Annotated in this window: 10 protein-coding genes; 1 reads left to right on the top strand and 9 read right to left on the bottom strand. The window is 62.4% G+C overall.

The genetic code is table 11. The features are described 5' to 3' along the window. Positions 1 to 24: 24 nt before the first annotated feature. The 6 genes from melA (AC1DXM_RS02950) to melA (AC1DXM_RS02975) all read right to left on the bottom strand — a co-directional run bounded on the left by melA (AC1DXM_RS02950) (position 25) and on the right by melA (AC1DXM_RS02975) (position 9,010). A complete protein-coding gene (gene melA / locus AC1DXM_RS02950) occupies positions 25 to 1,395 on the bottom strand; it encodes an alpha-galactosidase (protein WP_477231674.1) in 1,371 nt (456 codons plus the stop codon). 20 nt (positions 1,396 to 1,415) lie between these two features. Next, positions 1,416 to 3,083 carry an ABC transporter ATP-binding protein gene (locus AC1DXM_RS02955; RefSeq protein ID WP_477231675.1) on the bottom strand — a complete coding sequence of 556 codons (1,668 nt, stop codon included), beginning with the start codon at positions 3,081 to 3,083 and terminating at the stop codon, positions 1,416 to 1,418. Between the two features lie 10 nt (positions 3,084 to 3,093). Next, positions 3,094 to 4,227, bottom strand: coding sequence for an ABC transporter permease (locus AC1DXM_RS02960; protein ID WP_477231676.1), 1,134 nt, complete (start codon positions 4,225 to 4,227; stop codon positions 3,094 to 3,096). Continuing rightward, positions 4,228 to 5,235 carry an ABC transporter permease gene (locus AC1DXM_RS02965; RefSeq protein WP_477231677.1) on the bottom strand — a complete coding sequence of 336 codons (1,008 nt, stop codon included), beginning with the start codon at positions 5,233 to 5,235 and terminating at the stop codon, positions 4,228 to 4,230. Between the two features lie 102 nt (positions 5,236 to 5,337). Beyond that, positions 5,338 to 7,446 carry an ABC transporter substrate-binding protein gene (locus AC1DXM_RS02970; RefSeq protein WP_477231678.1) on the bottom strand — a complete coding sequence of 703 codons (2,109 nt, stop codon included), beginning with the start codon at positions 7,444 to 7,446 and terminating at the stop codon, positions 5,338 to 5,340. Between the two features lie 97 nt (positions 7,447 to 7,543). After that, complete coding sequence (gene melA, locus AC1DXM_RS02975; protein ID WP_477231679.1) at positions 7,544 to 9,010, bottom strand: alpha-galactosidase; 1,467 nt, start codon at positions 9,008 to 9,010, stop codon at positions 7,544 to 7,546. Between the two features lie 248 nt (positions 9,011 to 9,258). Between melA (AC1DXM_RS02975) and AC1DXM_RS02980 the strand changes: the two genes are divergently transcribed. Next, positions 9,259 to 10,101 carry an AraC family ligand binding domain-containing protein gene (locus tag AC1DXM_RS02980; protein WP_477231961.1) on the top strand — a complete coding sequence of 281 codons (843 nt, stop codon included), beginning with the start codon at positions 9,259 to 9,261 and terminating at the stop codon, positions 10,099 to 10,101. A gap of 25 nt (positions 10,102 to 10,126) precedes the next feature. Here the strand turns inward: AC1DXM_RS02980 and AC1DXM_RS02985 are convergent, their stop codons facing one another. From AC1DXM_RS02985 to AC1DXM_RS02995, 3 genes are read right to left on the bottom strand one after another with little or no spacing between them, the layout of a single operon-like run. Then, entirely contained in the window at positions 10,127 to 11,194 is a 1,068-nt protein-coding gene (locus tag AC1DXM_RS02985) for an ABC transporter ATP-binding protein (protein ID WP_477231680.1), read from the bottom strand. A gap of 3 nt (positions 11,195 to 11,197) precedes the next feature. Then, positions 11,198 to 12,046 carry a carbohydrate ABC transporter permease gene (locus AC1DXM_RS02990; RefSeq protein WP_477231681.1) on the bottom strand — a complete coding sequence of 283 codons (849 nt, stop codon included), beginning with the start codon at positions 12,044 to 12,046 and terminating at the stop codon, positions 11,198 to 11,200. Continuing rightward, on the bottom strand, positions 12,046 to 12,969 hold the full coding sequence (locus AC1DXM_RS02995) for a carbohydrate ABC transporter permease (RefSeq protein WP_477231682.1): 924 nt from the start codon (positions 12,967 to 12,969) through the stop codon (positions 12,046 to 12,048). Before AC1DXM_RS02995 ends, AC1DXM_RS02990 begins: the two co-directional genes overlap by 1 nt. Between the last annotated feature and the right edge of the window lie 92 nt (positions 12,970 to 13,061).

Here is a 13,061-nt window from a genome sequence, read left to right on the forward strand (position 1 = left end):
TGGGAGCCGCCGCTGCAGCGGCGATCAGGCCGCCCGGACTTTGGCACTTCCACGCGCCCAGGCCGGCAGCCAGTCGCCATGCGTCGCCAGCAGCTCATCGACCAGCGCCCAGATCTGGTCGAGGTCGAGTTCGGCCGCCGTATGCGGGTCCATCATCGCCGCGTGGTAGATGTGCTCGCGGTTCTCGGTCATCAGCGCCTGCACCGTCAGTTCCTGCACGTTGATGTTGGTACGGATCAGCGCTGTGAGCTGCGGCGGCAGCTCGCCTATATAGGTCGGCTGGATGCCTGAGGCGTCGACCAGGCACGGCACCTCGGCGGCGCAATTGTCCGGTAGCGAGGTGATGCAGCCATTGTTGCGGACATTGCCATAGATCACCGACGGCTCGCCGGTCCACACCGAATTCATGATCGAGGAGGCGTATTCCTTCGACTGCTCGACCTCGATGCGGTCGGCCGACCGATAGGCCTCGGCCTGTCCCTTCCAGCGCTCGATCTGCTCGATGCAGCGCTTGGGATATTCGTCGAGCGGAATGCCAAATTTCTCGATCAGGTCGGGGCGCCCTTCCTTGATGAAATAGGGCGTATATTCGGCAAAATGCTCCGAGCTTTCGGTGACGAAATAGCCCAGCCGCGTCAGCATCTCGTAGCGCACCTTGTTGGGGCAGCGTGGGTTCCAGCCGGGCTTCGGCGCCCTGCCCTCGCGATAGGCGCGGACGAGGTCCGGATAGAGGTTGCGGTAGGAGCCGTCCGGCTGGCGATGCTCGAATTTGAGGTAGAAGGCCATGTGGTTGATGCCGGCCGAGCGGTAGCGGATTTCCTCGTAGGGAATGTCGAGATCGTGCGCCAGCTCCATCGCCGTTCCTTGCACCGAATGGCAGAGGCCGACCTGCTTAATGGCTGGGTATTTCTCCGAGATCGCCCAGGTGTTGATCGCCATCGGGTTGACGTATTGCAGCATGATCGCTTCGGGACAGACAGCCAGCATGTCTTCGCAGATCTTCCACAAATGCGGCACGGTCCTGAGGCCCCGCATGATGCCGCCGACGCCGAGCGTATCGGCGATGGTCTGGCGCAGGCCGTACTTCTTCGGCACCTCGAAATCGGTGACGGTGCACGGCTCGTAGCCGCCGATCTGGAAGGCGACGACGACGAAGTCGGCGCCGGCGAGCGCCTTCTTCTGGTCGGAATAGGTCTCCGCCTTCGCCTTCACGCCGAGCGTCGCGATCAGCTTGTTGACGACGATGGCGCTCTCTTCCAGCCGCTGCGGATTGATGTCCATCAGCGCGATCGTAGCATTCGATAGCGACGGCCGCTGCAGCACGTCGCCGACAATGTTCTTCATGAACACGGTCGAGCCGGCGCCGATGAAGGTGATCCTGGGATGTCTTGCCACGTTAAACCTCCGGCACTTTGCTACGCCACATCGAACGCGGCTCTGACAAGCCGTTCGGTGTAGGCGGTCTTGGGATGGGTGAGGACCTCGTCGACGGGTCCCTGCTCGACGATCTTGCCGTTCTGCATGACGATGACGCGATGGCAGAGCGCACGCACCACTTTGAGGTCGTGCGAAATGAAGAGATAGCTCAGGCCGCGTTCGTCCTGCAGCTTGCGCAACAGGTCGATGATCTGCGCCTGCACCGAGAGATCGAGCGCCGATGTCGGCTCGTCGAGCAGGATGAATTCGGGCTCCAGCGCGATGGCCCGCGCGATCGCGATGCGCTGCCGTTGGCCGCCGGAAAATTCGTGCGGAAAGCGCGAAAGAATATCGCCGGGCATGCCGGCGCTGACCAGGGCGTCGCGCACCCGCTCGACCCGCTCGCGCCGTGTCGCGCCCAACCTGTTGACGACCAGCCCTTCCTCGATGATCTGGCCGATCGTCATGCGCGGATTGAGCGAGGAGAACGGATCCTGGAAGACGACCTGCATGCGTGAGCGCAGCGGCCGCATCTCGGCGCGCGACAGGCCTTGGATCGGCTGGCCGTCGAAGCTGATCTCGCCGCGCTTGGCGTCGGTGAGCTTGAGCAGAGCGAGACCGAACGTGGTCTTGCCGGAGCCGGATTCACCAACCAGCCCAAGTGTTTCGTGGCGGCAAAGTTTCAGGCCGAGATCGTCGACGGCGACCAGTTCGCGCCAGTCCGGCTTCAGGAACGAGCCATGGCGCAGCATGAAGCAGACGCGCATGTCGCGTGCCTCGAGGATGGTGCCGCTGTTCTGAGGCAGCGGCTGTGGCTTGCCGTGCGGCTCGGAGGCGAGCAACCGTTTGGTGTAGGGATGCTGCGGGTCGGCGAACAGCCGCTCGGTCACGTTGTGCTCGCACATCTCGCCATACTGCATGACATAGACATAGTCGGAGAATTTCCGCACCACGGTAAGGTCGTGGGTGATCAGGATGACCGCCATCCTGAGCTCTTTTTGCAGATTGCGGATCAGGTTCAGGATCTGCGCCTGGACCGTGACGTCGAGCGCGGTCGTCGGCTCGTCGGCGATCAGCACATCGGGATCGTTGGCGAGCGCCATGGCGATCATCACACGCTGGCGCTGCCCGCCCGACATCTGGTGCGGATACTGCTTGATGCGCGCTTCCGGCTCGGGGATCTGGACATGCCGCAGCAGCTCGAGCGCCCGCGCCCAGGCTTGCTTGCGGCTCACCTTGCGGTGCACCCGGATTGCTTCGACGATCTGGCTGCCGACCGTATAGATCGGGTTGAGCGAGCTCATCGGCTCCTGGAAGATCATCGAGATGCGGTTGCCGCGCAGCTTGCGCCGTGCGCTCTCCGGAAATTTCAGTATGTCCTGCCCGCAATAGTCGACGGTTGATTTCGCAGAGACGGTGGCCCGCTTTGACAGCAACCCCATGACGGTGCGCGCCGTCACCGACTTTCCCGAGCCGGACTCGCCGACGATAGCGATCGTCTCGCCGCGATAAAGCTGGAACGAGACGTCCTTCACCGCCTCGACGACGCCGTGCTCGACCTTGAAGGCGACCTCGACGTTGCGGGCATCGATGATCGGTTGGTCGTGGCGGCCGGCATGGTCGAGCCGGACGGCGGGTGCGAAGGTGGCTGCGAGCGCGACGGTCATCCTGGTCACCTCAATAGGGATCGACGGCATCGCGCAGGCCGTCGCCCAGCGCGTTGAAGGCAAAGACGGTGATCAGCACGAAGCCGACCGGCGACAGGATCCACGGATAGGTGCCGATGACCGAATAGGTCGCGGTGTCCTGCAGCATCAGACCCCACGAGATCAGCGGCGGTTTCACCGCGAAGCCGAGGAAGCCGAGGAAGGCTTCGAGCAGCACCACCGTCGGGATCGCGATGGTCACGGCAACGATGACGTGGCTCATCACATTGGGAAAAATATGCTGCATGATGATGCGCATGTCGGTGGCGCCGACCGCCATGGCGGCGCGCACATAGTCGATCCGCGCCAGCGCCAGCGTCTTGCCGCGCACCTCGCGCGACATCTGCGCCCAGCCCAGCGCCGACATGACGATGATGACGAAGGCGAGGAAGACATTGGTCGGCGCGGTCACCGGGATCAGCGTCGTCAGCGCCAGATAAAGCGGCAGTTGCGGGAAGGCGAGCACCAGTTCGACGAAGCGCTGCACCCAGACGTCGAACCGGCCGCCGAAATAGCCCGAGACCATGCCGACCGTGGTGCCGATGACGGTGATGATGAACACTACCGTCAGCGCGATCATCAGCGAAACGCGCGAACCCTGGATAGCCCGCGACAGCACATCCCGGCCGAATTTGTCGGTGCCGAGGAAATGCACCGGCAGGCCGTCGGTCGAGGCGAAGAGATGGCGGTTGGCGGGGATCAGCCCAAGCAGCCGGTACTCGGCACCCCTAACGAAGAAGCCGAGCAGGCGCGGATGCTCGTAGTCCGGCCCGACGACCGGTTGGAAGGTGACCGGGTCGAGGTCAGCCGAATCCCCCAGCGCATAGACCCGCGGCTGGAGCACGAAATTACCGTCCTTGTCGTGAAAACTCATCACTTGCGGCGGAGCGAAAGCGACATCAGTCGCCTTGGGGTCCATCGGCGCGAAGAAATCGGCAAACAGCGCCATCAGCACAAGAAGCATGACAAGGATCAGCCCGGCCATGCCGGTCCAGGAGCGCCGCAGCCGGCGCCAGACCAGCGCCATGTAGCTTTCATTGCCGCGCGGTGTCGGAATCGCTGTTGCTTCGGCCGGCGGCGGCGGGGATGGGTCGCGTGCCAACATCTAGCTCTCTCCGAACTGGCGCACGCGCGGGTCGAGCAGCGCAAGCAGCATGTCGGCGATGATGTTGCCGACGATCAGCGTCGCCGAAAGCACCATCATGAACGTCGCCGTGACATAGACGTCGCCAACCGCCATCGAACCGACAATCGCCGGCCCGACCGTCGGCAGCGCGAAGATGATCGCCGTCTCGATCTCGCCGGTCAGCATGTAGGGCAGCACCACGCCCTGATACATGATGAGCGGGTGTAACGCGTTGGGTACGGCATGGCGCATGACGACGGCGCCGCCGGTAAGCCCCTTGGCCTTGGCCGTCTCGACATACTGGGCGTTGAGCGTATCGAGCAGATTGCCGCGCATGACGCGCATATTGTAGGCGAGCCCGCCAAAGGTGGCGATCGCCACCACCGGCCAGACATGTTTGACGAGGTCGGCGAACTTCGCCCACGACCACGGCGCGCCGCCATATTGCGGTGAGAAGAAACTGCCGATCTCCGACACATTGAACTGGAAGACCATCAGATAGACGATGATCAGCGCCATCAGGAAGCGCGGCACGGTCATGCCGAGGAAGGAGATGGCCGACAGCGTCGAGTCGATCCAGGTGTATTGCCGGGTGGCCGCCCAGATGCCGAAGGTGATGCCGAGCACCGAAGCCAGCAGATGGCAGACCAGCGCCAGCAGCAGTGTGCGCGGCAGCCGCTCGCCGACCACGGCGGCGACCGGCTTGTTGTAGTAGAGGCTGTAGCCGAAATCGCCGCGGGTGACGATGCCGGCGATCCAGTTGAGGTACTGGACCGGCAGCGGTCTATCGAGGCCGTGCTCGACGCGGTAGGCTTGCGCCTGCGCGTCGGCTTCGGCAAAAGACGCGCCGCCCTGGTTGATGAGCTGCGAGCGGATATAGTCGGCATAGTCGCCCGGCGGCGCCTGGATGATGGCGAAGGTGACCAGGCTCAGGATGACCATAACCGGTAACGCCGATGCTATGCGCATGGCCAGGAATCGCAGCACCGTCTCGCCTCCTCGTTGCAGGTTTCGGGATTCTCTGCCGCTGACCTTACTCCGTCCCGGCCGCGCGTGCAGCGCGGCCGGGCGTCAGCCAGGGGAGGTAACTCAGTTTGTCGGACCCTTGTCGCCAGGTTTGCCAGGAAGCTGCTCGGGAAAGAGTTCGTATTTCTGCTGCTTGTCGGCGGCGACGAACACCCGTTCGCGCACGATCGAATCCTCGGCCCAGTTGAACATGAAGATCGGCGTTCCCTGCGGAATGTTGGAGAAGCGCTTGTTGATGATCAAGGCGCCGGGATATTCGGTCAGCCCGACATTGTAGACGTGCTCGGTCGAGATTTTCTGGAACTCCTTCATCAGGCTGGCGCGCTCGTCATTGTCCTGGCTGGAAACGAACTTGTTGACGATGTCGACAAGGTCCTTTTCGAACGGCATCAGGTCGACCACTCCGCTTTCCGGCGCGCGGTGATCCCAACTGGTCTTGGGGCCGACGGGAGCGAGTTGCACAGTATTCTGCACGACGGAGGTCAGCTCCTGCTCGTTGCGCCGGATCAGCCAGTCGAAGCGGCCGGAATATTGCGTGGCATCGCGCTGGGTGCCATTGAGGCCGTTGAGCACGACCCTCAAGCCCAGCTTCTCCATCTGCGCGACGACACCTTCCGCAAGGCTCTTGTCGGTGGTGTAGTCGTTGTTGACCAGCATCACGATCTCGACATCCTTGCCGCCGGCGGTGCCGGCTGGGAAGTTCACGATACCGTCGCCGTCCGTATCCTTGAGGCCAGCCTTTGCGAGCTCCGCCTTGGCGCCTTCAAGATCGAAGGGGTAGTAGACGGTCGAGTTACGGTCATAGAACGAGGTGCCGGAGGAAAAGCCGCCGGGGTAGATGGCGGTGAACGGACCCTTGACCAGCGAGTCGCCGAGCGCCTTGCGGTCGAGCGCCATGGTGATGCCCTTGCGGAAGTCCTCATTGCGGTTGAGCTCGCGGATCGCCTGGCCGCGTTCGTCCGGATTGCCCCAGCCATTGGCGGAAAAATTCATGCGCAGATTGTAGCCGATCAGGCGCGGGCCGAAGGCGAGCCGGGCCGGTGCGTCCTTGTCCGCCGCGCGCTTCAGCGAAGCGACGAAGTTTTCCGGCTGCTCGAGATTGGAGAAATCGGCGGCTCCGGCAACAGCCTGGACATCGCGGTCGGCCCAGGTCGACAGCTTGTAGTGCAGCTCGTTGAGATAGGGCAGCTGGTTACCCTTCTCGTCGACCTTCCAGTAGTAGGGATTGCGGCGGAGGACGATGATGTCATCGGGCCGATACTCCACCGGCACCCAGGCGCCCATCACCGGCATATTCATATATTCCGGCGGGAAGGCATTCTTGAACCGATCGTAGGTGTTCTTCGAATATTTCGGATGCTGCGGTTTCAATATATGCGCGGGGCCGGGGCAGAACGTGCCATAGGCCATGGCGTAGAGATACTGCTTGGGAAAGGCGTCCTTGAACGTCCATTCGACGGTATAGTCGTCAATCTTCTTCAGCGTCGTGCCGACACCGAAGGTTTCCGCTGTGGCGCCGTTTAGCGGCGAGACATTGGGATCGACCACTTCGTCGTCCCAGTAGAACATGACATCGTCGGCATTGAACGCAACGCCGTCAGACCATTTGGCGCCTTCGACCAGGTGCATCGTCAGCGTGTGGCCGTCCTTCGACCAGTCCCAGCTTTTGGCAAGGTTCGGCAGCGGTTCGGTGTCCTTGGCCTCGACCTGGAACAAGGGCGCGGTGCGCGTCAGGCATTCGGAGAGGCCGATGTCGATGCCGCCCCATCCTTGCGTCTGGCCGGCGCCATAGTTCCAGCCCTCCGGCCGGCCGCCAATGACGTGGCGCATGGTGTCGCCATAGACGCCGATGCCGTCCGGCATGTTGCTGGTCTTGAACACCAGCGGCTCCTTCGGCAGGCGATCCTTGACCGGTGGCAGCTTGCCGGTCTTGACGTATTTTTCGGTGACCCAGTCGGGCTCGTGATATTCGGGCAGCGCCTTGAATTCCAGGATGGAATCGCGGGCGACGTATTTGATCTTTCCCTCGGCGGGAAACTGCGCCGGTACCGGCGGCGTGGTCGGCTCGGATGCGTATGCGCTGAACGCCAATGCCGAGACGCTGAACGTCAGGCCGGCGAGAATGCAAATTCTGCGCCCGGCGAGAATGCCAATTCTGCGAAAGTTCCTCATCGTGTCCTCCCAGATGTTTCGACGTCTGCTGCTGCCTGCATCACTTCACGACGGCTGATTGGCGAACCGGCCTCCCGCGGTCCGCCTGCAAGCATTCTCAGCCGGCCTGTTTCAGTGCCGTTTTCTCGGCGCGCAGCTCCTCGATCGAGCGTACATTGCGCCGCGCCGCTCCCGCCCAGTCGCGGGTCTTCACCTTCGATTTCGAAAGCCGCTCCTTGGCCGCCGGCACGGCATCTGCATATTGCGGCAGCCAGCGCGCCTGGGCGACGACCATCTCGTCGACCATCTGCCACACCTCTTCCGGCGTCGAAACAGCACCGACCAGCGGATCGTGCAGCACGGCGAGCTTCAACAGGTCGATGTCGCCCGATATCGCAGCGTGCACCGACATGCGCTGGACGTTGATCGAGGCCATGCAGGTGGCCGCGCAGGCTTCCGGCAGCGTAATCCCGGAAGCCATGTTGATGCCGAAGCGATCGACGAAGCCAGGCGACTCGATGATGGCGTCCTGCGGCAGATTGGTGATGATGCCAGTGTTCTTGACGTTGAAGTGGCCGCGATAGACGCGGTTGGTCTCCAGCGCTTCGAGGATGCGGCTGGCGTGCTCGTTGGAACGCTTGGCCGGATCGATCGGCTGCGACGCCGCTTCGAGGAATTGCGGATATTCGGTCTCAAACCAGTTGCGCGTTTCGGTGGAATAGCGGAGGTAGCCGCCGGTCTCGCCGTGGATCCAGTCGGACATGTCGATCCAGCGGGTGATTTCGTCCGGCCGCTTGCGATACCAGGGCAGATATTCGGAAAGATGGCCGTTGCTTTCGGTTGAGTAGACACCGAAGCGCTTCAGCACGTCGATACGCAGTTTCTCCTGCTGCGAGTACACCGGATGCGCCTCGAAGGCGGCGATCAGTTCGTCCTTGCCTATTCTGCGGCCGTTGAGGCGCAGATCGATGAACCAGGTCTGGTGGTTGATGCCAGAGCAGACATAGTCGAGCTCGCCGTGCGACTTGGCGCCGAGCACTTCGGCGATCTGTGCAGCGCCGTGCTGGACGCCATGGCAGAGACCGACCGTATCGACCTTGCCATATTCGATCGCCGCCCAGGTGTTCATCGCCATGGGGTTGGCATAGTTGAGGAATTTGGCGCCCGGCTCGGCGACCTCCAATATGTCCTGGCAGAAGTCGAGGATGACAGGAATGTTGCGCTGGCCGTAGAGGATGCCGCCGGCGCAGATCGTGTCGCCGACGCACTGGTCGATGCCGTATTTCAGAGGAATGCGGATGTCGTCGGCATAGGCTTCGAGCCCGCCGACCCGCACACAGCTGATGACATAGCGCGCGCCTTCCAGCGCCTTGCGACGGTCGGTGGTGGCTGTGACTTTTGTCGGCAGTCTGTTGGCCTCGACGATGCGGTCGAGGATCGCCTTGATCATCCCGAGATTGTGCTCGCTGAGATCGGTCAGCGCGAATTCGATGTCGGCGAATTCCGGAACGCACAAAATGTCGGTGAACAGTTTTTTGGTGAAGCCAACACTGCCGGCGCCGATAATAGCGATTTTGAAACTCATCACCTTCACCTCGATCCAATCGAATGCCGGGCAAGGAGCAATGGAGGAGCGCATGGCGGCGCGCCCATGGCGCGCATGCCATTCGAGCCGGAATTCCGGCTCTTTCTCCTCCCCGCCCGCTCCTCGACCGCGGGTCTTTCGCGTTCTCAGGATTTGGATTATGCCTTTATTCCAGGGCGCGGCCAGAGAACGATTATGCTTTCGAGGGTAATTTTGTGCTGCGTGACCTGATCGCCAACGGACAATTGATGCGCACCATATCGCTGCCGCGCGGCCGTCAGCGCCTGCATGCCATGCCGACCAGCACCGGCTATGAGGTGCGCGAGGGTGTCACCTACGACTGGGATGGGCGAAAGCGCGGCCAGACACCATTTACCGTGCTGCAGCACACGATCAGCGGCACTGGCCAGCTGCGCTACGAAAACCGCAACTACCGCCTGCAGGCCAACGATACGCTGCTAGTGCTGGTGCCGCACAATCACCGCTACTGGCTGGAGAAAGGCGACCACTGGGAATATTTCTGGATCTCGATGAATGGCGAAGAGGCGCTGCGCATCCACAAATCCATTCTCAGCGTCTCCGGCCCGGTGTTCCGGCTGCAGCCGGAGACGATCGATCATCTCGCCGATTGCAGCCTGCGCCTGATCAAGGGCGGCGCTTCGCCGGGCGCTGCTTCGGCGATCGCCTACGAGGCGGCGATGGCGCTTTACGACGATGTCTTCGGCTCGCACGCCTTCACCGAGAAACAGAGCGCCATGCAGCCGGTGATCGACCATATCAACGCCAATCTCGACAAGCCCTTGCCGGTGGCCGATCTCGTTCAAATCAGCGGCCTCAGCCGCGCGCATTTCTCGCGCTGCTTCGCCGAAAGCGAAGGCATTCCGCCGGCCGAATTCGTGCTGCAGCAGCGGCTGCAGCGGGCGGCGAAACTTCTGACGAGGGCCGATTTCCTGCCTGTCAAGGAGGTCGCCATATTGTGCGGCTTCGAGGACGCCAACTATTTTTCAAAAGTCTTTCGCCGGCTCTACGGCATCAACCCGACGCAGTTCCGCACCACCGGCATGTATGCCAGCCTGGGCAACCATCGGTAGGAGGGACTGCCGGCTTCAGGCACTCTCACCCAATGCGGGTGCCGCTTTCCGGATCGAACAGATGTAGCGCCGCCGGATCGGCGGACAGCCGCACCGTGTCGCCCGGCCGGATAGTGCTGCGCCCCATGACGAAGACGCAAACCAGCTGCCCCGCGAACCTGACATAGAACTGCGTCGACAGGCCGAGCGGCTCGACCACCTCGACCTCGGCCTTGAGCGCTCCATCGTCCACGAGTTGGATGTGTTCCGGCCGCAACCCGACGGTGAGCTTGTCGCCATCCCTGAGCGGCAGACCATCGGGCAATCTCAGCTTCTGGCCGTCGGCCAGCACCGCATCCACCTTGCCAGCCTTGGCGACGGTCGCCGGCAAAAAGTTCATGCCGGGCGAGCCGATGAAACCGGCAACGAAGGTGTTGACCGGCCGGTCGTAAAGTTCGAGCGGATGGCCGACCTGTTGGACATAGCCGTCATGCATGACGACGATGCGGTCGGCCATGGTCATGGCTTCGATCTGGTCGTGCGTGACATAGACCGAAGTGGTTTTCAGTTGCTGGTGCAGCGCCTTGATCTCGGCGCGCATATGCACCCGCAGCTTGGCGTCGAGATTGCTGAGCGGTTCGTCGAAGAGGAACACTTTGGGATCGCGCACGATGGCGCGGCCCATGGCCACGCGCTGGCGTTGGCCCCCGGACAATTGCCGCGGCAGCCTGCCGAGGAAACTGTCGAGGCCGAGCCGCTTGGCGGCGGCCCCTACCCTGCCGTCGATCGTCGTCTTCTCCGCCTTCTTGAGCAGCAGGCTGAAGCCCATATTCGACGACACATCCATATGCGGGTAGAGCGCGTAGGACTGGAACACCATGGCGATATCGCGGTCCTTCGGCGCGACATCGTTGACCAGCCGCTCGCCGATGCGGATCTCGCCGCCAGACACTTCCTCCAGCCCGGCGATCATGCGCAACAGAGTCGACTTGCCGCAGCCGGACGGGCCAACCAGCACGACGAATTCGCCATCGGCGATTTCGAGATCGACGCCGTGCAGGATGCGCAGCGAACCGTAGTCCTTCTCGACGTTTTGCAGCGTGACGGAAGCCATCGATTATCCTTTGACCGCGCCGGCGGTGAGGCCGGTGACGAGATAGCGTTGCAGGAAGGCGAAGAAGATGCAGACCGGGATCAGCGCCAGGATCGACGCCGCCATCATCTGCCCCCAGTCGACGGCGAACTTGCCGATATAGGTGAGCAGCCCGACAGCAAACGTCTTCTGGTCGTCGCTGGAGATCAGCATCAGCGCGAACAGCAATTCGCTCCAGGCGGCGGTGAAGACGAAGCCGAGCGTTGCGCCCATGCCGGGCAAGGTCAGCGGCACGATCACCTTGCGCATTGCCTGCGCACGGGTGCAGCCGTCGATCATCGCCGCTTCTTCCAAGTCCTTCGGAATGCCGTCGAAGAAGGACTGCATCAGGAAGGTGGCAAAGGCAGTGTTGAAGGCGGTGTAGATGATGATCAGCCCGACCAGGCTGTTGGTCAAGCCAAGCTCGCCCATGACGCGGTAGATCGGCGGGATGACCATCACCAGCGGGAAGGTTTGCGTCAGCAAAAGCATGATCGCCAATGTCGCCTTGCCGCGGAAGGTGAAGCGCGACATGGCGTAGCCGGCGAGCGTGGCGATGACGGTGACGAAGGCTGCCGTCGACACCGAGACGATGACGCTGTTGAGGAAATAGCGCGGGAAATCAGAGGCTTCGAGCACGGTGATGAAGTTGTGGAATGTCGTTTCCGAGGGCCACAAAGTGATGCCTTCGGAATAGAGCAGCCGCTCCGGCGTCACAGAAATCTTCAGCGTCCAGAAAATCGGGAACAGCGCGAAGATCATATAGGCGGCAATCGCGGCGTAGAGGCCGATGCCGCTGAAGATGCGCGAGGAGGTGGAGCGTCCGGCGATCATCAGACGTGCCTCACCAGCAAGCGGCGGATGGCGATCAGCGCGATCGCATAGGCGATGAGCAGGACCAGCAGCAGCACCGCCACCGCCGAGGCATAGCCCTTGTCCAGCGACTTGAAGGCGCTGACATAGATGTAGACCGGCACCGTGCTGGTCGAGCCCGCTGGCCCACCTTCGGTCATGACGAAGATCAAATCGGCGAAGGTGGCGATCCAGATCGTGCGCAGCATGACGGTGATGACGATGGTCGGCGCCAGGAAAGGCAGCGTCACCTTGGTGAAGCGCTGCCAGGGCGAAGCGCCATCGATGGCCGCCGCCTCATGCAATTCCGAAGGGATCGACTTCAGCGCCGCCAGCAGCGTGATGGCGAAGAATGGGATGCCGAACCAGATGTTGGCGATGATCGGCCCCCACATGGCGGTGGCCGGATCGGACAGCACATTGGTCGGCTCGGCCTTCAGCCCAAGCGCGAAGAGCCAGTGCGGCAGCGGTCCGATGATCGGGTTGAACAGCCACGCCCAGGTCAACCCCGACAGGAAGGACGGCACCGCCCAGGGCAGGAACACAACCGCCTGCACGAACTTGCGGCCGATGAACGGCTTGTCGAGCAGCAACGCGAGGCCGAGACCGAGGAAGAACTGGAAGAACAGGCTGGCGACGGTCCACCACAGCGTGTTGACCAGCGCCTGCCCCAGCACCTGGTCGGTCAGCATCGCCTGATACTGCCCGAGACCGACATATTCGGATTTGAACGCGGAGAATTTGCGGAAGGAATAGCTGATGCCGATGATCAACGGCACCAACAGCACCACGACGAGCAGAACGATCGCCGGGCTGAGATAAAGCCAGGGTTCGATGGCGGCATGCGTCAGCCGCTTCTTTCGCGGCCGGCCGGCGGATCGTATTTCGGACACGGCATAGGTCATCGGGTGCTAAATCGTCTCCTGGAGGAGCGCCGGAATTGGCGAACAAGCGTCGTCCCCACTTACGGGGAAAGATGTCGGTCCACCCTCCGAAG

It is taken from the genome of Mesorhizobium sp. P3_A2, assembly GCF_056403115.1.